Source organism: Streptomyces sp. Qhu_M48, from assembly GCF_051305195.1.
Lineage (GTDB): Bacteria > Actinomycetota > Actinomycetes > Streptomycetales > Streptomycetaceae > Streptomyces.
The window spans coordinates 7806184-7825322 of the sequence record NZ_CP195432.1 but is presented as its reverse complement, the minus strand read 5'-3'; the positions used below and the strand labels follow the sequence as shown (position 1 = coordinate 7825322).

The following is a 19139-nucleotide window of genomic DNA, read 5'->3' as shown; positions in this document are numbered from 1 at the left end:
TCCGCCTCAGAGGTTCTTCTTGAAGCCCACATGGGAGGCCTCGAAGCCGAGGCGCTCGTAGAAGCGGTGGGCATCGGTGCGGGTGACATCGGAGGTCAGCTGGACGAGGCGGCAGCCCTGGCGCCCGGACTCTTCGACGGCCCACTCGATGAGCTGTGTCCCGAGGCCGCTGCCGCGCTCCTCGGCGTGGATACGGACCCCCTCGACGATCGAGCGGGTGGCGCCTCGGCGGGAGAGCCCCGGGACGATCGTCAGCTGGAGGGTGCCGACGACCTTGTCCCCACGGACGGCCACGACGACATGCTGATGAGGGTCGTTCGCGAGGCGCTCGAAGGCGCTGAGGTACGGACCGAGATCGTCCGGGGATTCACGCTGCGCGCCCAGGGGGTCGTCGGCAAGCATCGCGACGATGGCTTCGATGTCCCCCGCGACGGCTGGACGTATCTCGAGATCGCTCATGTCCCGCAGCGTACGCCGGGCCGTTTCCGCCCTCGCGTCAGGCGGGAACGCCGGTGCCGACGCCCTCCACGACCTGGACCAGAGGGGCCAGCTCGGGGTTCCTCGCGGCCTCGTCGAGGGCCTCGCGCAGCGCGCTGTCGTTGGTGGGGCGGGCCTCTTCCAGGAGCTTCAGCCCGGCTTCGGTGACATCGGTGTAGATGCCGCGTCGGTCGGTGGCGCAGAGGTACCGGGTGAGCAGGCCGCGGTCTTCGAGCCGGGTGACGAGCCGGGTGGTGGCGCTCTGGCTGAGCACGACGGCGTCGGCGACCTGCTTCATCTGGAGGTGGCCGCCCGGGCCGCTGTGCTGGCGGCTGAGGACGTCCAGGAGCGAGTACTCTCGCACGCTCAGACCGTGCCGGCTCTCCAGGGCGCGCTCGATGTGGGACTCGATCCTGCCGTGCAGCAGGGAGAGCGCGCACCAGCGCTGGGAGAGTGCGGTGAGTGCCGGGTCCGTCGCGGTCATGGTCTCGTCTCTCCTCGGTCTCCGCTCGGCAGTGGAGTGGCTCTCGACCCAGGGTAGACGATGCAACGCAATAATGCGCGTGTGCAAGTAAATCTTCGCGAGGGTCGTGGGCTGTGTGCTATCCGGCCGCGACCGTCAGCGGAGCGAAACGGCGGCGCCAGTCACCCGGAAGGTCGGGGAGGGAGCGGACCATCACCGAGTTGGAGGCGATCGAGTCGATGCCGTTCTCCTTCATCCATCCCAACAGCGCCGTGTGACGCACGTCGATGTCCGTGCGCAGCGGTCGGTCGGTGGCGGCGGCCAGCGAGGCGATCAGGGCCTGGGCGGTGCCCGCGTCCCGGGCGATCAGCGGTCCGACGACATGGGTGTCCATGTTGGGCCAGGCCGCCGCGAAGCCCGTGATCTCGCCGTCCACCTCCGCTACCCGCAGGTGGTCCGCGAACGCGGGGAGGCGCGTGATGATGTGGGTGCGGTCGAGGCCGAAGACCTCGTGATCCAGACGCAGGATCGCCTGGAGGTCCTCCGCGGCCGCCGGCCGCACCGGAACGGCCGGGGCGGGCGTGGTGAAGGTGAAGCGCCCGCTCACCATCTCCGCCCGGCTCGTCTCCGTGAAGCCCAGCTGCTCATAGAGGGGCCGACCGTTCGAGGTGGCGTGCAGGGTGAGCGGGGTGTCCCCGGCCTCCGTCAGGACGTGCCGCATGAGTCGGCGTCCCACCCCTTGGCGTGCGTACCGCTCGGCGACGAGCACCATGCCGATCGCGGCGAGCCCCGGGCCGTAGGACGTGACCACGGAACAGGCGATCAGTCCGGACCCGGAGGGGTCGTCGATGCCGTAGCCGGTGCCGGCGATGAGCAGCAGCCCCCATTTGTGTTCCTCGCGCGGCCAGCCCCGGTTCTCGGAGAGGTCGGAGCAGGCGAGAAGGTCCTCCGAGGTGAGGCGCCGGATGGGGAGCTGTGCGAGGGGAGAGGGGGAAGTCGGCATGCAGTCAGGCTGTCCGACCCGGTGATCGTCCGTCCACCGCTTTACCGGATCTGGCCGATACGCGAGGCGGCGTTGATTCCACCCCGTGGCATGGGGACGATGTTTCACGTGAAACACCACAAACAGCGACTGCACCTCTTCGATCTCGACGGCACCCTGATCCGGGGCTCGGCCGCGGCGGTGGAGATCTCCCGGCAACTGGGTCTCGTCGAGGAGATCGCCGCCCTGGAAGTGGGATTCCTCCAGGGCCTCGCCCCGGACGAGTTCGCCGTCCGGGCCCGGGAGCTGTGGTCCGGGCTCACCCTGGACCATGTCGCGGCGGCTTTCGAAGAGGCGCCCTGGCTGGCGGGTATCCAGGAGGTCTGGGCCGACATCCGGGACCGGGGCGACCGCTGTGCGGTCATCTCCCTCTCTCCCGACTTCTTCGTCGAGCGGCTCCTCGACTGGGGTGCCGACGCGGCGCACGGTTCACGCTGGCCGGCCGTCCCCTTCAGCGAGCCGATCCACCGGCCGGACATCCTCGACGCGCGGGCGAAGGTACGGATCGCGGGACGGCTCTGCGCGGAGTACGGGGTGGACCCGGCCGACTGCGTCGCCTACGGAGATTCGATGTCCGACGCGGAACTCTTCGCGATCGTGCCGCAGACCGTGGCGGTGAACGCGGACCACCATCTCGCCGGGCTCTCCCGCCACAGCTACACCGGAGGAGACCTGCGCGAGGCCTACGCCCTCGTCCGAAACAGCGCAGCTTAGTCAGAAACCCTGCCCTATGGCCCGAGAACGCCGCTTTCCGTCGTGAGCGGCGGTCGCGAGGGTCATGCTGCGACCACGGAAGCCGGCCAGCGCGAGGGCGAGGCACATGATGGATGCTCCGACCACCGGGCAGGAGTCCCCGACGGAGGGCGGGAACGAGCCGCGCATAGCCGGTGGACCCTCCGCCGACGCGGTACTCGTCCGCCGCACCATGGCGGAGATCGCACCGGTCGCCGACCGGGTGACCTCGTACTTCTACGCCCTGCTCTTCATCCGGAACCCCGAGCTGCGCGAGATGTTCCCCGTGGCCATGGACACCCAGCGCGACCGGCTCCTCAAGGCCCTGCTCACCGCGGCGGAGCACATGGACGACGCGCCGACGCTCACCGCGTACCTGGAGCACCTGGGCCGGGGCCATCGCAAGTACGGCACCCACTCCACCCACTACCCGGCCGTCGGCGAGGCCCTCATCGGCGCGCTCGGCCGGTACGCGACGACGAGCTGGGACGAGGAGACCGAAGCGGCCTGGGTCCGTACGTACACGACGATCTCCCAGATCATGATCGACGCGGCGGCGGAGGACGAACGCTCGGCGCCCGCCTGGTGGCAGGCCGAGGTCGTCTCGCACGATCTGCGCACCCCGGACATCGCCGTCGTCACGCTCCGGCCGGACCAGCCGTATCCGTTCCTGGCGGGCCAGTACACGACACTGGAGACTCCGTGGTGGCCGAGGATCTGGCGCCACTACTCCTTCGCGTCGGCCCCCCGGCCCGACGGCCTGCTCTCCCTCCACGTCAAGGCGGTTCCGGCGGGCTGGGTGTCCAACGCCCTCGTTCACCGGGCACGCCCCGGAGACCTCCTGCGACTGGGCCCGCCGGCCGGCTCCATGACGGTGGACCACGCCACGGACACCGGTCTGCTCTGCCTCGGCGGAGGCACCGGGATAGCGCCGATCAAGGCCCTGGTGGAGGACGTCGCCGAGCATGGGGACCGACGCCCGGTCGATGTCTTCTACGGAGCCCGCAGCGGCCACGACCTCTACGACATCGACACGATGCTGCGGCTCCAGAAGACCTTTCCGTGGCTCTCCGTCCATCCGGTCACCGAGGAGCAGGGGAGGCTCCCGGAGGCGGTGTGCCGCTACGGCCCCTGGAGCGAACGCGACGCCTATCTCTCGGGTCCGCTCGGCATGGTCCGCCGCGGGGTGGACGCGCTGCGGGGCGCGGGGGTCCCCGCCGAGCGCATCCGGCACGACTTCCTTGCCGAGCTGGCCCCGGTGGCTGCCGATCAGCCCAGGTCGGGGGCGTGCATCGCGCGGACGCCCTCGATGTTGCCGTCGAGGTAGTGGCGCAGCGAGAGCGGGACGAGATGCACGGCGGCGATACCGACCCGGTTGAAGGGAATCCGGACGATCTCGTACTCGCCGACCGGCTCGTCCATCTCGGGGCCGTGCCGCAACGAGGTGTCCATGGAACCGAGCCGGCACACGAAGAAGTGCTGGACCTTCACCCCGGAGACCCCGCCGTCCACGATGTGCTCGACGGTGTCGACGAAGCAGGGCACCACATCGGTGATCTTGGCGCCGAGCTCCTCGTGGACCTCGCGGTGCAGGGCCTCGACGACGGTGGTGTCGGAGGGTTCCACGCCGCCACCGGGCGTGACCCAGTAGGGATCCATCCCCGGCTTGGTGCGCTTGATGAGGATGAGGTCGTCCCCGTCGAGCAGGATGGCGCGTGCGGTGCGCTTGATCACGGGCCGTTCGGTCATGGGCCGTTCGTTCATGGGAAGAAAATGGCCCGTTCGAGGTGTCCTGAAACGCGTCGGCCGTCTGAGGTAACTCGCCGCCCCGCGCGGTGACTCATGCGTTCCCGCGGTGATTCACCAGTCCCCCGCCGCCCGCAGCAGCTCCTCGTGGGCCCGCGCGAGGGGCGACAGGGCGAGCGTGCCCGTACGCACGACCAGGAAGTAGGTCCGCAGTGGAGGCACCGGGGGGTCGAGGAGCGCCACCAGCCGGCCCTGGGCCAGGGCCTCCTCGCACAGATAGCGGGGCAGGACGGCGAGCCCGGCGCCTGCCGCGGCGGACTCCCGTACGGCACGCAGATCGGGGGCGATCACGGTGGCGGCGACCGTCGGCTCGGCCTCGAAGACGCTCGCCCAGTAGCGGGCGACGAACGGCAGCGACTCGTGTACCTCGACCACCGGAAGCTGCTCAAGGAGCATCGCGCCCTTCTCCAGAAGCACCTCGGGGGAGAGCCTGGCCGCCCAGCGTTCCGCCGCGACCAGGACGTACTCCTCGTCGCAGAGCGGGGTGGAGACGAGCAGACCACCCCGGGGGCGGGCGGTGGCGACGGCCAGGTCGTGATGGCCGGCGGCGAGGCCGTCGAGGATCTCCTCGGTGTTGCCGAGGAACGACGCCCGTACGGCGAGGCCCTGGCCGACCAGCGGGGTGAGCGCGGGCAGGACGCGGAGGGCGGTGAACTCCGGGGGCCCGGCGATGTGAAGGGTCCGGACGCCACCCTCCTCGTCGAGGCCGGTCTCGGCTATCTCGACGAGGGCGTCGAGATGGGGAGCGGCGCGGTGCGCCAGCTCGTCCCCGATGGTGGTCGGCGTGACGCCGCGGGCCTGTCTGAGGAAGAGCGGGCGCCCCAGTTGTCGTTCGAGGGTCCGGATCTGGCTGGTGACGGCGGGCTGCGAGAGCCCCAGGAGCGCGGCGGCACGGGTGAAGGAGCCGGCCCGGTGCACCGCGACGAACGTGCGCAACAGGGCCAGATCCATGTCCGCCCCCTCCCGGCCGTGTGGCCGTTCGACTCAGGCGGTCGGCTGACTGCGCCTCAGGACCGTCCAACTATAAATAAGTCGATAGGCCTCTGTCGCTACCGTGATTGGACACTGACGCTCGGTCAACTAGCCTTGCTCAGGCGGTCTCCGCGCGTGGAACCGAGGGCGTTCCGAGCCACGAGGGGGGAGGCTCGGAGCGCCCCGTCCCGCGCGCCCGCCCGCTGGAGACCTCTCAGCCACCGGCCTCGTCGAGCGCCCGCAGCACGTCGGCGATCAGGTCCTCCGGATCCTCGGCGCCGACCGAGAAGCGGATGAAACCCTCCGCGACCGCGTCCCCGCCCCAGCGCCCGCGCCGCTCCGCGGTGGAGCGCACGCCGCCGAAACTGGTGGCGTCGTCCACGATCCGCAGCTCCTCGAGGAACCGCTCGGCCCGCTTGCGGTCCGCCAGTTCGAAGGAGACCACCGGCCCGAAGCGCCGCATCTGCCGGGAGGCCACCGCGTGCGAGGGGTCGCCGGGCAGCCCCGGGTAGCGCAGCCCTGTCACGTCGGTGCGCCCGGCGAGCGCCTGCGCGAGCGCGAGCGCGGTGGAGCACTGGCGGTCGATCCGCAGCTGGAGCGTCGCGAGGGAGCGGTGGGCGAGCCAGGCCTCCATGGGACCGGGGATGGCCCCGACGACCTTGCGCCAGCGCCGTACCTCCGCCGCCCGCTCGGGATCGCGGCAGCTGACGTGGCCGAGCAGGATGTCGCCGTGTCCGGTCATGCCCTTGGTGTCGCTGGCGACGGAGAAGTCCGCGCCCAGTTCGAGGGGCCGCTGACCGAGCGGTGTGGCGAGGGTGTTGTCGACGGCCACGAGCGCCCCCGCCGCGTGCGCCTCGCCCACCAGGCGGCGGATGTCACAGACGTCGAGCCCGGGGTTGGACGGGGTCTCGATCCAGAGGAGACGAGCCCCGTCGAGCACCGCGAGCTGGCCGTCGCCGCCGGTCGGCGCTGTCCGGACCTCGATCCCGAACGCCCTCAGCTGCTCGTGCAGCAACGGCAGGGCCTGGTAGCCGTCGCTGGGCACCACCACCGCGTCGCCCGCCTTCAGCTGGGAGAAGAGGACGGCGGAGATCGCCGCCATGCCCGAGGCGAAGACCAGCGTCTCGACGCCCTGCTCCCCCGGCGCCTCCAGCTCGCCGATCGCCCGTTCCAGATGGGTCCAGGTGGGGTTCTCGTCGCGGCCGTACGCGTAGCCGCCGGTCGGCTCGCCCGGCAGATGGAAGTGGGCGGCGAAGACCGGCCCCGGAAGGGTCGGCTCGTACTTCACGGGTTCGGGAAGCCCCGCCCGCACGGCGCGCGTGCCGTCGCCGTATGCGTGGTCGGTCACGGTGTCCGGTCCTCCAGTTCCAGTCGTACGGCGGCGAGCAGTCCCTCGCTCGCCGCCTCCACCATGTTCAGGCACTCCTCGAAGCCCTCGCGGCCCCCGTAGTAAGGGTCGGGGACGTCGAGTCCGTCCCGTGCGGCCGGGTCGTAGGAGCGCAGTAGTCGTATCCGCGCCGCTTCCTCGGGCGTGCGGGCCAGCTCGCGCAGCTCCCGCAGATGTCCTTCGTCCAGTGCGATCACCAGATCGATGGCCGGGAACCACGAGGCCCGGAAACGGCGGGCGGTGTGCGCCGAGGTGTATCCGTTCTCGTCGAGAACGGCGACCGTGCGCGGGTCGGCGGCGTCGCCCTCGTGCCAGCCTCCGGTTCCGGCGCTGTCCACCTCCACGAGGTCACCGAGGCCGGCCTCCTGCACATGGCGGCGGAAGACGTGCTCGGCCATCGGCGAGCGGCAGATGTTGCCGGTGCAGACGAAGCAGACGCGGTAGGTCAAGGTCCTCACTCAGTCACCGTCGGGGAGCACGACGTTCAGCGCCCACGACACGATGGAGATGATCAGCCCGCCCAGGACGGCGGTCCAGAAGCCCTCCACGTGGAAGCTGAGGTCGAACTGCTCGGCCAGCCAGGAGGTGAGGAGCAGCATCAGGGCGTTGATCACGAGGGTGATCAGGCCGAGGGTCAGAATGAAGAGAGGCAGCGCCAGGAGACTGACGACCGGCTTGACCAAGAAGTTCACGAGCCCGAAGACCAGGGCGACGAGAATGAGGGTCAGGGCCTGCTTGCCGGTGCTGTCGCCGGTGAGGGTGATCTTCGGGACCAGCCAGATGGCGACTCCCAGGGCACCCGCGTTGGCGAGTGTCTTGACTACGAAATTCATCATGTGTCTGATCGTGGCAGACGTGATCAGGCCGAGGGCAGGGGCTGCAGGGCGATGAAGGCTTTCCGACTGGACGAACTGGAGGCGGAGCGTGCCGCGAACAAGGGCGCGTACCTCCAGTTCCTGAGGGAGCGGCACATGTCGGTGGGCCTGTACGCGCTGGACGCCGGAGAGCTCGACCCGCAGCAGCCGCATCACCAGGACGAGGTGTACTTCGTGGTGAGCGGGCGCGCGGCGATCACGGTGGGGACGGAGACGACCCAGGTGGCGCGTGGCAGCGTGGTCTACGTGCCGGCCGGGGTGGAGCACAGGTTCCACCACATCAGCGAGGACCTGCGGGTCATGGTCGTCTTCTCCCCGCCGGAGAGCTGAACCGGAGAGCGAGGACCCGAGATCCGGACCAGCGGGCCCGGACCAGCGGGCCCGGGCCAGGGGGCCGACCCGGGCGCCGCATCCGCGTCCTGGCCTCGGAGAACCGGGGGCCGGGGTCGGGGAGCCGCCGGAGCCCCCTAGGGGTCGGATCAGGGGAGAGCGGGGGCCGCAGGGCCCCCATGGGCCCCTTCCGGCCCCTAGCCTTGAGGATGTTCGGCGCGGAGTGTGCGGAACGGATCTTCGAGAGCGAGGTAGGGACGATGGCCGTACAGGAGATTTTCGCGGGGATGCCCTGGTGGGTGAAGTGGGTCGCCATACCCGCGCTCGCGCTGCTCGTCTTCGGCGGGCTGATCACCAGCGTCCTGACCGTCGTGATCGGGCTGCTCTTCAAGGTGCTGCTCTTCGTGGCCCTCGTCGCCGGACTGATCTACGTCGTAAGGAAGTTCGGCTCCTCCGACCGGTCGCGCGAGGACTGGTAGCACAAGCTACTCATCGGTATGAGGGCGACGGAGGGTATTAGCCCGCCCGGGGGAACGCGCTGGTCGAATCAGAGCATGGGCCCAGAGGCTGCCACTAGAGTGGAATCCCTCCGCCGCGTTGGGGACTACAGGCGTAGACCTCCCTACTGACCAGCGGTTTCCCAGGCCCGGCGGGCGCGCGGGGGCGGCCCCCGCGGGCGGATGCACTGCATCCGTCGTCACGCCTGGGGGTGACCTTTGGCCACGGCTACGCAGACGGCTGCGCCTACCTTGATCGGCTCGGTGCAGCGAGCGCTGAGACTTCTGGAGGCCGTGTCCTCCCATGTGGACGGCGCTCCGGCCAAACAGCTCGCCCGCGAGACGGGCCTTCCGCTCCCCACCACGTACCACCTGCTCCGCACCCTGACGCACGAGGGCTACCTGGTCCGCGAGAAGGGTGTGTTCGTCCTGGGTGACGCCGCCGTGCGACTGGCCTGCGGCGGAGATGTGCAGAATCGTCGCATCAAGATCGAAGACTCCTTGGCCCGCTGGCGGGACGAGATCGGTGTGCCGGTGTACTTCGCCCTCTACCGCGAGGGCGAGATCGAGCTCGTCGCTGTCGCCGACACCCCATCGGCCCCCGCGGTGGACGAATGGGCTGACTTTCGCGAGACCGGGCACGCCCACGCGATCGGGCAGTGCCTGTTGAGCCAACTCGATCTGAAATCTCGTCAAGACCACCTCGACCGCCACCCGGTGGAATCCATCACTCCGTACACGGTGCGTAACCGGCATGTGCTTTTGGATCGTTTGGGCGGTTTGGGGCGAATGGAGCCCCTGGTGGAGCGTCAGGAATATGCGCTCGGCACGGTCTGTGCCGCAATCCCCATCACGGCGGGCTCCGCGGCGGCCGCAATGGCCATTTCCCTCCCCCTCCACCAGGAAGAACGGTTGCTCCCAGCGGTCGAGCGGCTACGCACGGAGATCGGAAAGCTCTTCAGCTCCCTCGCGTTCTCTATCAGTATCTGAAAAATCACTCCTTGTGATCTGCTAGTGCTTACAGCACGATTGCGTCAAGAGGGCCACGGGGGATCATTCCTGGCCGTTTCGGTCACAGCTTTCAGCAGCTGTGTTTACACAACTGCTTCATCTACTGCGGGGTACACGATGCGAGAGTCGGTTCAGGCTGAGGTCCTGATGAGCTTCCTCGTCTCCGAGGAGCTCTCCTTCAAGATCCCGGTCGAACTGCGTTATGAGACCCGGGATCCCTACGCGGTGCGGATGACCTTCCACCTCCCCGGGGACGCGCCTGTGACCTGGGCGTTCGGCAGAGAGCTGCTGCTCGACGGGATCAACCGGCCGAGTGGGGACGGCGATGTGCACATCGCCCCGACGGAGCCCGAGGGCCTCTCGGACGTCTCCATCCGGCTCCAGGTCGGCGGCGATCGCGCCCTGTTCCGGGCCAGCGCGCCGCCACTGGTCGCGTTCCTCGATCGGACGGACAAGCTGGTTCCGCTCGGTCAGGAACGCACACTCGGTGACTTCGAGGACAACCTGGAGGCGGCGCTGGGCCGGATCCTGGCCGAGGAGAGCGCTGGACCTGCCGCCTGAGCCGGCGCGCGGCCCGCACAGGCCGTCCCGGCACCCGTGCTCGTACAGGCTGCCCCGGCGCGCACCCTCGTACACACGGCTCCACCACCCGTCGCCAACCGCGCGTCACTTCGCGCGGCGGCGCCGTCCGCCCCGTGCGGTGGGCTTCCGGCTGCCCGTCGCCGTACGACCCTCGGCCTCCGCCCGGTCGGCGGAGACCACCAGGGCCGCGAGGACCGTGGTGACCGGCACGGAGGCGACCAGACCGATCGATCCGACGAGCGTCCGGACGATCTCCTCGGCCACCAGCTCGCTGTTGGCCACCGTCCCCATGCTGCTCTGCGCGATGGTGAAGAGCAGCAGCAGCGGGAGGGCGGCGCCCGCGTAGGCGAGCACCAGCGTGTTCACGACCGAGGCGATGTGGTCGCGGCCGATCCGGATCGCGGCCCGGTACAGCGCGCGCGGACCCATGTCCGGATCGGCCTGGTGCAGTTCCCAGACCGCCGAGGTCTGGGTGACCGTCACGTCGTCGAGCACGCCGAGCGAACCGATGATGATCCCGGCCAGGAGCAGGCCGGACATGTCGATGCTCGGGTACAGGCCGTGGATCAGGCCGGTGTTGTCGTCGGTGTTGCCGCTGAGTGAGGCCCAGTCGATGAAGACCGAACCGAGCAGCCCGATCAGCAGCAGCGAGATCAGCGTGCCGAGCACCGCGACCGAGGTGCGGGCCGAGAGTCCGTGGCACATGTAGAGGGCGATCAGCATGATCGCGCTCGACCCGATCACCGCGACCACCAGCGGATTCGATCCCTGCAGGATCGCCGGCAGGATGAAGAACGTCAGCACGAGGAAGCTCGCGGCGAGGGCGATGAGCGCCATCACACCCCGCATGCGGCCGACGAGGACGACCACGAGGGCGAAGATCCCGGCGAGCACCGCCATCGGGACCTTCCGGTTCACGTCCGTCACGGAGAACTGCAGGTCGCGCGGGGCGTCGGGGGCGTACGCCACCACCACGCCCTGCCCCTCGTGCAGTTGGCGCGGCGCGTCCGGCTGCACGATCTCGGTGAACGTGCGCCCCTTCTGCGCGCCGGTGGTGACCTCGATCGTCGCCTTCCCGCACTCGCCCTGCTGGGCGTTGACCGCCTCGCGGCCCTCCGGGGTCGAGGTGTCCCCGGTGGGCGGCACCTGTCCGGCGTTCACGGACTTGCAGTCGACCTGCTCGACGGAGACGACCGTGCCCTGCTCGGTCTGCCGGTCGAAGCCGACTCCGGTGCGTTCGTGCGCGGGGGTGCCGCCGGGCCACAGGACCACGAGACCGACGGCGACGGCGGTCGCGAAGGGGATCAGGATCGCGGCGATGACCTTGCGCAGATGTCGGGAGACCGGGGCGGCGGGGCCGTGGCCGTGGCTGTGGCCGTGCCCCTGGGCGTGCCCGTGCGAAGGGCCGGGACCATGATCGTGGCCGTGGGGCTCGGGAGTCTGCTGGGGGGAAGTCACCGACCGATCATCGCAAGAACGCCGGGGGCCCACTGTTCAGCACGCCAGGGATGACGCTAGCGTGGTGGCACCTTTGCACACGCGGGAGCTCGGAGCACCGGGCTGAGAGGGCGCTGATCACCGTACGCGCGTACTGACGTACGTACGGGAGGAGGCTGCGCCGACCGCCGAACCTGTTACCGGGTAATGCCGGCGTAGGGAGATCGGTCTCATGACCATTCAGGACGCACGCACGCCTGCCTCCAACCAGGACGGCCAGGACGGCCAGGACGATCCGGCCGTCACCCCCGTCGACGGCCGGCGCACGCCGGGCTGGCACAAGGGGTACGTCCAGGGTTCGCGCCCCGACCTCCGGGTGCCGGTCCGTCAGGTGCACCTCACCAACGGCAAGGACGTCACGCTGTACGACACGTCCGGCCCGTACACCGACCCCACCGTCGACACCGACGTACGGCGGGGCCTGCCGCCGCTGCGTGAGAACTGGATCATCTCGCGCGGCGACACCGAGGAGTACGCGGGCCGCCCGGTCCGTCCCGAGGACGACGGCATCAAGCACACCTCGCCGCGCGGCGGTGGGCTGAAGAACCTCGACGCGGTGTTCCCCGGCCGTCCGCGCGTGCCGCGCCGGGGGCGCGACGGCCAGGCGGTGACGCAGCTCGCGTACGCCCGCCGAGGGGAGATCACCCCGGAGATGGAGTACGTGGCGATCCGGGAGAACGTCTCCCCCGAGGTCGTACGGGAGGAGATCGCCGCAGGTCGCGCGGTGCTCCCGGCGAACGTCAACCACCCGGAGATCGAGCCGATGATCATCGGCAAGCGGTTCCTGGTGAAGGTCAACGCCAACATCGGCAACTCCGCCGTCACCTCCTCCATCGAGGAGGAGGTGGAGAAGATGACATGGGCGACCAAGTGGGGCGCCGACACGGTCATGGACCTGTCCACCGGCCGCAACATCCACACCACGCGCGAGTGGGTGCTGCGCAACTCCCCCGTGCCGATCGGCACCGTGCCGCTCTACCAGGCCCTGGAGAAGGTCGACGGCCGGGCCGAGGAGCTGACCTGGGAGATCTACAAGGACACGGTCATCGAGCAGGCCGAGCAGGGCGTGGACTACATGACGGTGCACGCCGGCGTACTCCTGCCGTACGTGCCGCTCACCGCGCGCCGCAAGACCGGCATCGTCTCGCGCGGCGGCTCGATCATGGCCGCCTGGTGCCTCGCCCACCACAAGGAGAACTTCCTCTACACGAACTTCGAGGAGCTCTGCGACATCCTCGCGACGTACGACGTCACGTACTCGCTCGGCGACGGACTGCGCCCCGGCTCGATCGCGGACGCCAACGACGCGGCGCAGTTCGCGGAGCTGCGCACGCTCGGCGAGCTGAACACGATCGCCAAGCGCCACAACGTGCAGACGATGATCGAGGGCCCCGGGCACGTCCCGATGCACAAGATCAAGGAGAACATCGACCTCCAGCAGGAGATCTGCGAGGAGGCGCCGTTCTACACGCTCGGTCCGCTGACGACGGACGTGGCCCCCGCGTACGACCACATCACCTCCGGCATCGGCGCGGCGATGATCGCCTGGTGGGGCACGGCGATGCTCTGCTACGTCACGCCCAAGGAGCACCTGGGCCTGCCGAACCGCGACGACGTGAAGACGGGCGTCATCACGTACAAGATCGCGGCCCACGCTGCGGACCTCGCCAAGGGGCACCCGGGCGCCCAGGAGTGGGACGACGCGCTCTCGGACGCGCGGTTCGAGTTCCGCTGGGAGGACCAGTTCAACCTGGCGCTCGACCCGGACACCGCGCGTGAGTTCCACGACGAGACGCTGCCGGCGGAGCCCGCCAAGACCGCGCACTTCTGCTCGATGTGCGGTCCGAAGTTCTGCTCGATGAAGATCAGCAGGAGCATCACCGAGCAGTTCGGCGGCGACGACTCGGCCACGGACGAGGAGATCCAGGCGGGGATGCTCAGCAAGTCGGCGGAGTTCGCGGCCACGGGCAACCGTCTGTACCTCCCGCTGGCCGACTGAGCCCGACGTGTCGGCCGACTGAGCCCGACGCACCTGACCGGCCCGCGACCTCCTGGAGGAGTCGCGGGCCGACCTCCTGGTCAGGAGCCGGTCGGGTCCGGTGGGCCGGTGGGGGGCCCGGTGGCGGCGAGGACGTCGCGGAGGAAGGGCAGGATGCCGCGTTCGAGCAGGGCGCGGCGCCAGGCCTCCCGGGCCCGGGACAGCTCGTCGTCCGGTGCGGCGGATGCGCCACGTCCGGCGGAGGACGGACCGCCTGCGGCGGAGAGCGGGCCGCCCGCGCTCACCTCGACGGGGCTGTTGCGCAGGGCCGTCACGAGGAGTCCGGCGGCCGCGCAGAGCAGCCCGGCGGCGGCCACGGCGCCGAAGACGAGGCCTGCCGTCAGCAGGGTCGCGCCGAACACCACGGTGGGGGCGAGGGCGTGCAGGACCCCGCCGACCAGCAGGAAGATGACGGCGGCCGCGCCCGCGAGGACGGGCACCATGACGGTGAAGATCGCGACGACGCCCGCGCCCGGACGGTCGGAGGGCGCCGGTCTCGGGGTCCGGAGGTCGGCGCGGTTCTGTTCGCGGACCTTCACGAAGTGGTCGTACTCGGCGGCGGCGGCGCTGGTGACCAGGGTCGTCGCGTTCAGCGTCAGGGCGCGGAGCTGGGCGAGCGTGAGCCGGGTTCCGGCTCCGGCGAGATCCGGACGTGCGTGGGCGGTGCTCAGTGCGTCGTCGAGGACCCGTTCGTACTCGGCGCGGTCCTCGGTCAGCAGGTGCGGAGCCACATTCATGTGCATCCCCCGATGCTCCGTAGGCCCGGATCAGCCGTGGGAAACGGTCGGTTGGGCGGAAACGGAGGAGAGCCTGCTACGGATGGACCCGATGGTATTGCGGCGACGCCACGCGCTGACAGGGTGTTTCCGGAATTCGCCGTCCCCGGATGCGCAGCGTGATGCGTCAGCCGTCCAGGGGGAGTTGGACGACCAGTAGCTTTCCGGCCATGGTCACTCCGCCGTCCATGGCGATCGCCAGACCGTCCGCGTAGACGTGCGGTCCGTCGACGATCGGGCCCGAACTGCCCTCGCCCTCCTCCGTGCCGACCTGGCCGAGAAGGTACGGGATCGGGCTGTGACCGTGCACGATCCGATGGCCGCCGTAGGTGGAGAGCAGCTCCTGGACGGCCTGCGGGCCGCCTTCGTCGCGGAAGGCGAAGCGCTTGGTGAACTTGCGGAAGACGTCCCAGACCTCGTCGGCGTCGTTCCGGTTGAGGATCTCGTGGACCGTGTCGTTGACGTCCTCGATGGTCTCGCCGTATTCGAGGTACGCGGTGGTGTCGGAGTGCAGGAGGAGGTGGTCGTCCTCGCGCACCACGGCGTCGAGCCGGGACATCCACTGGAGGTGGACGTCCTGGAGCCGGTCCATGTCGTGCTTCTGGCCGCCGTTGAGCAGCCAGGCCGCCTGGAACGTGGCGGTGCCCGCGCCGGAGTTCACCGGGGTGTCGCCGAAGCGCTTGGCGCCGATGAGCAGCAGTTCGTGGTTGCCCATGAGGGCCTTGCAGTAGCCGCCGGCGGCGGCGGCCTCGGCGGAGAGCCGCATGACGAGGTCGATGACGCCGATGCCGTCGGGGCCGCGGTCGGTGAAGTCGCCGAGGAACCAGAGGCGGGCGTTGCCCGCGGCCCAGCCGCCGTTCTCGTCGATGAGGCCCTGGGCGCGCAGGGCGGCGACGAGCTCGTCGAGGTAGCCGTGGACGTCGCCGACGACGTAGAGCGGTCCCGGTCCCTCGCCGCTGGCGGGGACGGGTTCGGCGGCGGGGGAGGACTCGGAGGTGACCGGGACCTGCACGGTGTCACCGCGGTTGATGACGGGGAGGTCGCGCTCGGTCGGGGTGTAGCCCTCGGGAACCCCGTCCTCGGGGAAGGCGTTTCCGGGGTGGCCGGTGGCGACGGAGACGATGGAGGAGCCGGTCTCGGCGGCGTACGCGGGGGCGGTACGGCGTCCCAGGTGGAGGGTCGGATCGGCGGGCATCGGCGCGGTGGGCGCGGGTGCGTGCGAGGGCATGGCAGGGGCGTCCTGGGGTGCCTGCGGCGGCACGGCCGGGGCGGTCGCGGGTGCTTGTGGGGACATGGCTGCCGCGGGCGCGTGCGGAGGCGCGGCGGGTGCCGACGGAGGTGCGGTCGGCGCGGCGGGTGCCTGCGGAGGTGCGGCCGGGGTGGTCTCGGGTGCGACGGATTCGGTGGCTGCCCGCGCGGCCACGGCCTGCACCGGAACGGCCTCGACGGGCGAGGGCGCGACGGGCGGCAGCTGCTCCGCCGGAGGCACGGGCGCGTGCTCCGGGGGAGCGGTCCCGGCCGGCGGAGGCACCGGCAGAGGCTCCGTGGACGTCGGTTCGGTGGCATGGCCCTGTACGGGCACGCGGGCGTACGGCGGTACGCGGAAGTCACGCAATGTCGCCGTGCGCACCACGGGCTCCTGCCCGGCCCCCTGAGTCATGGACCCCTCCACCACCGTCGCGATGCCCTGCACATCGCGGACCGGCCTGGTCGGGGTGGTCCGCGATGTCGTGCGCCCATCATAGGAATGAGGGTCCGCCTGTGTGACGCACCAGGGGTGGTGAATCCGGGTCTACTCCGGGTTCACCGGTTGTTTCGCCCGAATTGAGAAGGTCCGGTCCAGGGTTGGGGCCGGTTGGGTGGCCGGTTTCGCCGCCCCTGCCCACGGGCAGGGGCGGGGACGGCGGATTCGGTGAGGACGGTCGGGGGTCGATCCCGCGCGGCCGGGGTTTCGCCGCGTGGTCCTCGCGGCGGTCCCGCGTGGGTCAGTCCTTCGCGGGTGAGCGGGGCGGACTGACCGTCGTGCGGGGCGAACGGCGTTGTGAGGAGGTGCGGACGATGAGTTCGGTCGGTATCACCTGCTCGACCGGTCCGTCGGTGTCGATCCCCTCGATGGCGTCGATGAGGAGTTGGACGACGGCCGTGCCGATCCGGCGTGGCTTGAGCGAGAGCGTCGTGATGGGCGGTTCGGTGCTGGCGTAGACGGTCGACTCGCTGCAGCAGACCAGCAGCAGGTCGTCCGGGACGCGCAGTCCGTAGCGGCGCGCGGCCGCGAGGAGGTCGGTTCCGTTGGGGTCGAAGAGGCCGTACACGGCGTCGGGCCGGTCCGGTCGGGCGAGCAGCCGGTCGGCCGCGACGGCACCCGCGCACGGATCGTGCGCCGGATAGGCCTCGTAGACGGGGTCCTGGCCCACCCGCTCGCACCAGTTCAGGTACGCGGTGGTGGACAGGCGGGTGTAGGTGTCGGTGGTGGTTCCGGTGAGGAGGCCGATGCGGCGGGCGCCGGCGGCGGCGAGGTGGTCGAGCAGATCGAGGACGGCGGCTTCGTGGTCGTTGTCGACCCAGGCGGTGACCGGAAGAGTGCCGGCGGGGCGTCCGTCCGAGACGACGGGCAGGCCCTGGCGGACCAGTTCGGTGACGACCGGGTCGTGGTCGGAGGGGTCGATGACGACGGTGCCGTCGAGGGCGACGTTCGACCAGACGTCATGGCGGGATGTGGCGGGGAGGATGACCAGGGCGTAGCCCCGGGCGAGCGCCGCCGATGTGGCTGCTCTGGCCATCTCCGCGAAGTACGCGAATTCGGTGAAGGTGAAAGGTTCATCCCCGTACGTGGTCACGGTCAGGCCGATGAGTCCCGACTTCCCGGTGCGGAGCGTGCGAGCCGCCGCGGATGGGCGATAGCCCAGCCTGTCGGCGACCTCGCGCACGTGACGGCGGGTGGCGTCGGGGAGTCGGCCCTTGCCGTTGAGCGCGTCGGAGACAGTCGTGATGGAGACCCCGGCGGCGGCGGCCACGTCCCGGATGCCCGCCCGGCCCTGCCGGCTTCCCCGGGTCTGTGCCCGGCTCACCTGGTGCTTCCCTGCTGCTGTCATGGCGAGCCGATAGTAGGGCGATGAGGGGCGGTTGGGACGGTCGCATATGCGGGCGTTGACAGGCACGTTTCTGCATGGCCGAATGGCCCCAAGGGGCAATAAATCCAAGGTAGTTAGGGTGTTTGCCATAAGACCTGTGGCCGCCGAACGGCGTAGGCCTGGCGAGGGGGCGAGGTCTCGAAGAGGTCTCAACTCACCTCTACGGGGGATGCGCGCCACGGCGCCCGCCACCGGCGCGCGCCACCCAACCGCGCGCTCCCCCTCTGCGAGGGCGCTCCGGGGGGCCGTGTCCGCAGTGTGTCCCTCCTGTTGTCCGCAGCCCATTCGCAGGGAAGGGGAATCCTCTTAAGGTGAGGAGTATTGGCGGTACGGACGGTCGAGGAGGCCACACTGTGAGCGAGACCAGCGGGACGAGTACGGGCAGCCCCAAGCTGCGCGCCGAGCTGGACGGCGTCCCCACCTACAAGCCGGGCAGGCCGGCGGCCACGGGGGGCCCCGTGGCCTTCAAGCTGTCCTCCAACGAGAACCCGTACCCGCCGCTTCCGGGCGTCATGGAGACCACCCTGGCCGCCGCGGCGAACTTCAACCGCTACCCCGACATGGCCTGCACGGGGCTGACCGAGGAGCTGGCCGACCGTTTCGGCGTGCCCGTCTCCCACGTGGCCACCGGCACCGGGTCGGTCGGCGTCGCCCAGTCGCTCCTGCAGTCGACCTCGGGCCCCGGCGACGAGGTCATCTACGCCTGGCGTTCCTTCGAGGCGTACCCGATCATCACGCAGATCAGCGGGGCCACCTCGGTGCAGGTGCCGCTGACCGAGGGCGAGGTGCACGACCTCGACGCGATGGCCGAGGCGATCACCGACCGGACGCGGCTGATCTTCGTCTGCAACCCCAACAACCCCACCGGCACCGCGGTGCGCCGGGCCGAGCTGGAGCGCTTCCTCGACCGGGTGCCCTCCGACGTCCTGGTCGTGCTCGACGAGGCGTACCGCGAGTTCGTCCGCGACACCGACATCCCGGACGGCATCGAGATCTACCGTGACCGCCCGAACGTCGCCGTGCTGCGCACGTTCTCCAAGGCGTACGGCCTGGCGGGGCTGCGGGTCGGCTTCGCGGTCGCCCACGAGCCGGTGGCGGCGGCGCTGCGCAAGACCGCGGTGCCGTTCGGGGTGAGCCAGCTGGCGCAGGACGCGGCCGTGGCCTCGCTGCGCGCCGAGGACGAGCTGCTCGGGCGGGTCGGCTCGCTGGTCGCCGAGCGCGATCGGGTCCACGCGGGGCTGGTGGCCCAGGGCTGGACCGTTCCGGACACCCAGGCGAACTTCGTCTGGCTGCGGCTGGGCGAGCGGACGCTGGACTTCGCGGCGGAGTGCGAGCGGCACGGCGTGATGGTGCGGCCCTTCGCCGGCGAGGGCGTGCGCGTCACGATCGGCGAGACCGAGGCGAACGACCTGTTCCTGAAGGCGGCCGAGGGCTTCCGCAAGGAGGGCTGACCCGCCCGTCCCGGAGTGACGACCCCCGCGAGCACCGCGCTCGTGGGGGTCTTTCCGTGGTGGGCCCCGGGG

At 70.4% G+C, this 19139-nt stretch carries 20 protein-coding genes; 8 read left to right on the top strand and 12 right to left on the bottom strand.

The window, feature by feature from the left end:
• Positions 1 to 6: 6 nt before the first annotated feature.
• The 3 genes from ACRRSS_RS35320 to ACRRSS_RS35310 all read right to left on the bottom strand — a co-directional run bounded on the left by ACRRSS_RS35320 (position 7) and on the right by ACRRSS_RS35310 (position 1943).
• Complete coding sequence (locus tag ACRRSS_RS35320; protein WP_435975034.1) at positions 7 to 459, bottom strand: N-acetyltransferase family protein; 453 nt, start codon at positions 457 to 459, stop codon at positions 7 to 9.
• 37 nt (positions 460 to 496) lie between these two features.
• Positions 497 to 961, bottom strand: a complete 465-nt coding sequence (locus ACRRSS_RS35315) for a MarR family winged helix-turn-helix transcriptional regulator (RefSeq protein ID WP_435975033.1) — start codon at positions 959 to 961, stop codon at positions 497 to 499.
• 118 nt (positions 962 to 1079) lie between these two features.
• Positions 1080 to 1943, bottom strand: a complete 864-nt coding sequence (locus ACRRSS_RS35310; protein ID WP_435975032.1) for a GNAT family N-acetyltransferase — start codon at positions 1941 to 1943, stop codon at positions 1080 to 1082.
• A 99-nt stretch (positions 1944 to 2042) separates the two neighbouring features.
• Here ACRRSS_RS35310 and ACRRSS_RS35305 point away from each other — a divergent pair, with 99 nt between their 5' ends.
• Positions 2043 to 2696: an HAD family hydrolase gene (locus ACRRSS_RS35305; RefSeq protein ID WP_435975031.1), complete on the top strand. Its 654-nt coding sequence runs from the start codon at positions 2043 to 2045 to the stop codon at positions 2694 to 2696.
• Between the two features lie 106 nt (positions 2697 to 2802).
• Positions 2803 to 4041: a globin domain-containing protein gene (locus ACRRSS_RS35300; RefSeq protein ID WP_435975030.1), complete on the top strand. Its 1239-nt coding sequence runs from the start codon at positions 2803 to 2805 to the stop codon at positions 4039 to 4041.
• On the opposite strand, the gene ACRRSS_RS35295 is transcribed toward ACRRSS_RS35300, so the two are convergent.
• The 5 genes from ACRRSS_RS35295 to ACRRSS_RS35275 form a co-directional block, all read right to left on the bottom strand.
• Positions 3984 to 4463 (bottom strand): NUDIX domain-containing protein, encoded by a 480-nt coding sequence (locus ACRRSS_RS35295; RefSeq protein ID WP_435975507.1) that lies wholly within the window; start codon positions 4461 to 4463, stop codon positions 3984 to 3986. The two genes, ACRRSS_RS35300 and ACRRSS_RS35295, sit on opposite strands and share 58 nt — an antisense overlap.
• Before the next feature lie 111 nt (positions 4464 to 4574).
• The gene (locus ACRRSS_RS35290; RefSeq protein ID WP_435975029.1) at positions 4575 to 5471 is read right to left on the bottom strand and encodes a LysR family transcriptional regulator; all 897 of its coding nucleotides are present in this window, start codon (positions 5469 to 5471) and stop codon (positions 4575 to 4577) included.
• A 235-nt stretch (positions 5472 to 5706) separates the two neighbouring features.
• The gene (locus tag ACRRSS_RS35285) at positions 5707 to 6840 is read right to left on the bottom strand and encodes a cystathionine gamma-lyase (protein WP_435975028.1); all 1134 of its coding nucleotides are present in this window, start codon (positions 6838 to 6840) and stop codon (positions 5707 to 5709) included.
• Complete coding sequence (locus ACRRSS_RS35280) at positions 6837 to 7328, bottom strand: low molecular weight protein-tyrosine-phosphatase (protein WP_435975506.1); 492 nt, start codon at positions 7326 to 7328, stop codon at positions 6837 to 6839. Before ACRRSS_RS35280 ends, ACRRSS_RS35285 begins: the two co-directional genes overlap by 4 nt.
• Before the next feature lie 9 nt (positions 7329 to 7337).
• Complete coding sequence (locus ACRRSS_RS35275; RefSeq protein WP_435975027.1) at positions 7338 to 7715, bottom strand: phage holin family protein; 378 nt, start codon at positions 7713 to 7715, stop codon at positions 7338 to 7340.
• A 51-nt stretch (positions 7716 to 7766) separates the two neighbouring features.
• On the opposite strand from ACRRSS_RS35275, the gene ACRRSS_RS35270 reads away from it, so the two are divergent.
• The 4 genes from ACRRSS_RS35270 to ACRRSS_RS35255 all read left to right on the top strand — a co-directional run bounded on the left by ACRRSS_RS35270 (position 7767) and on the right by ACRRSS_RS35255 (position 10153).
• Positions 7767 to 8084, top strand: coding sequence for a cupin domain-containing protein (locus ACRRSS_RS35270; protein WP_435975026.1), 318 nt, complete (start codon positions 7767 to 7769; stop codon positions 8082 to 8084).
• Positions 8085 to 8344: 260 nt separating this feature from the next.
• On the top strand, positions 8345 to 8563 hold the full coding sequence (locus tag ACRRSS_RS35265) for a DUF5326 family protein (protein ID WP_435975025.1): 219 nt from the start codon (positions 8345 to 8347) through the stop codon (positions 8561 to 8563).
• 237 nt (positions 8564 to 8800) lie between these two features.
• Positions 8801 to 9571 (top strand): IclR family transcriptional regulator, encoded by a 771-nt coding sequence (locus tag ACRRSS_RS35260; RefSeq protein WP_435975024.1) that lies wholly within the window; start codon positions 8801 to 8803, stop codon positions 9569 to 9571.
• A gap of 138 nt (positions 9572 to 9709) precedes the next feature.
• Positions 9710 to 10153, top strand: a complete 444-nt coding sequence (locus tag ACRRSS_RS35255) for an SsgA family sporulation/cell division regulator (protein ID WP_030317990.1) — start codon at positions 9710 to 9712, stop codon at positions 10151 to 10153.
• A 105-nt stretch (positions 10154 to 10258) separates the two neighbouring features.
• Here the strand turns inward: ACRRSS_RS35255 and ACRRSS_RS35250 are convergent, their stop codons facing one another.
• Entirely contained in the window at positions 10259 to 11632 is a 1374-nt protein-coding gene (locus ACRRSS_RS35250) for a YibE/F family protein (RefSeq protein ID WP_435975023.1), read from the bottom strand.
• A 211-nt stretch (positions 11633 to 11843) separates the two neighbouring features.
• Between ACRRSS_RS35250 and thiC the strand changes: the two genes are divergently transcribed.
• Positions 11844 to 13670: a phosphomethylpyrimidine synthase ThiC gene (gene thiC, locus ACRRSS_RS35245; RefSeq protein ID WP_435975022.1), complete on the top strand. Its 1827-nt coding sequence runs from the start codon at positions 11844 to 11846 to the stop codon at positions 13668 to 13670.
• Positions 13671 to 13750: 80 nt separating this feature from the next.
• Here thiC and ACRRSS_RS35240 read toward each other — a convergent pair whose 3' ends face one another.
• From ACRRSS_RS35240 to ACRRSS_RS35230, 3 genes are all read right to left on the bottom strand, one after another.
• Complete coding sequence (locus ACRRSS_RS35240; RefSeq protein ID WP_435975021.1) at positions 13751 to 14452, bottom strand: hypothetical protein; 702 nt, start codon at positions 14450 to 14452, stop codon at positions 13751 to 13753.
• A 160-nt stretch (positions 14453 to 14612) separates the two neighbouring features.
• Positions 14613 to 16145, bottom strand: coding sequence for a metallophosphoesterase (locus ACRRSS_RS35235; RefSeq protein ID WP_435975020.1), 1533 nt, complete (start codon positions 16143 to 16145; stop codon positions 14613 to 14615).
• A 325-nt stretch (positions 16146 to 16470) separates the two neighbouring features.
• Entirely contained in the window at positions 16471 to 17577 is a 1107-nt protein-coding gene (locus ACRRSS_RS35230; protein ID WP_351894659.1) for a LacI family DNA-binding transcriptional regulator, read from the bottom strand.
• A gap of 392 nt (positions 17578 to 17969) precedes the next feature.
• Here ACRRSS_RS35230 and hisC point away from each other — a divergent pair, with 392 nt between their 5' ends.
• Positions 17970 to 19067 (top strand): histidinol-phosphate transaminase, encoded by a 1098-nt coding sequence (gene hisC, locus ACRRSS_RS35225; protein ID WP_435975019.1) that lies wholly within the window; start codon positions 17970 to 17972, stop codon positions 19065 to 19067.
• Positions 19068 to 19139: the final 72 nt, after the last annotated feature.

Bases quoted from the DNA above. Each gene is read 5' to 3' on its own strand.
- ACRRSS_RS35295 (WP_435975507.1), bottom strand. From the start codon at position 4,463: ATGACCGAACGGCCCGTGATCAAGCGCACCGCACGCGCCATCCTGCTC.
- ACRRSS_RS35320 (WP_435975034.1), bottom strand. From the start codon at position 459: ATGAGCGATCTCGAGATACGTCCAGCCGTCGCGGGGGACATCGAAGCC.
- ACRRSS_RS35255 (WP_030317990.1), top strand. From the start codon at position 9,710: ATGCGAGAGTCGGTTCAGGCTGAGGTCCTGATGAGCTTCCTCGTCTCC.
- ACRRSS_RS35300 (WP_435975030.1), top strand. From the start codon at position 2,803: ATGATGGATGCTCCGACCACCGGGCAGGAGTCCCCGACGGAGGGCGGG.
- ACRRSS_RS35275 (WP_435975027.1), bottom strand. From the start codon at position 7,715: ATGATGAATTTCGTAGTCAAGACACTCGCCAACGCGGGTGCCCTGGGA.
- ACRRSS_RS35315 (WP_435975033.1), bottom strand. From the start codon at position 961: ATGACCGCGACGGACCCGGCACTCACCGCACTCTCCCAGCGCTGGTGC.
- ACRRSS_RS35265 (WP_435975025.1), top strand. From the start codon at position 8,345: ATGGCCGTACAGGAGATTTTCGCGGGGATGCCCTGGTGGGTGAAGTGG.
- ACRRSS_RS35305 (WP_435975031.1), top strand. From the start codon at position 2,043: ATGTTTCACGTGAAACACCACAAACAGCGACTGCACCTCTTCGATCTC.
- ACRRSS_RS35235 (WP_435975020.1), bottom strand. From the start codon at position 16,145: ATGACTCAGGGGGCCGGGCAGGAGCCCGTGGTGCGCACGGCGACATTG.
- ACRRSS_RS35270 (WP_435975026.1), top strand. From the start codon at position 7,767: ATGAAGGCTTTCCGACTGGACGAACTGGAGGCGGAGCGTGCCGCGAAC.
- ACRRSS_RS35290 (WP_435975029.1), bottom strand. From the start codon at position 5,471: ATGGATCTGGCCCTGTTGCGCACGTTCGTCGCGGTGCACCGGGCCGGC.
- thiC (WP_435975022.1), top strand. From the start codon at position 11,844: ATGACCATTCAGGACGCACGCACGCCTGCCTCCAACCAGGACGGCCAG.
- ACRRSS_RS35240 (WP_435975021.1), bottom strand. From the start codon at position 14,452: ATGCACATGAATGTGGCTCCGCACCTGCTGACCGAGGACCGCGCCGAG.
- ACRRSS_RS35310 (WP_435975032.1), bottom strand. From the start codon at position 1,943: ATGCCGACTTCCCCCTCTCCCCTCGCACAGCTCCCCATCCGGCGCCTC.
- ACRRSS_RS35230 (WP_351894659.1), bottom strand. From the start codon at position 17,577: ATGACAGCAGCAGGGAAGCACCAGGTGAGCCGGGCACAGACCCGGGGA.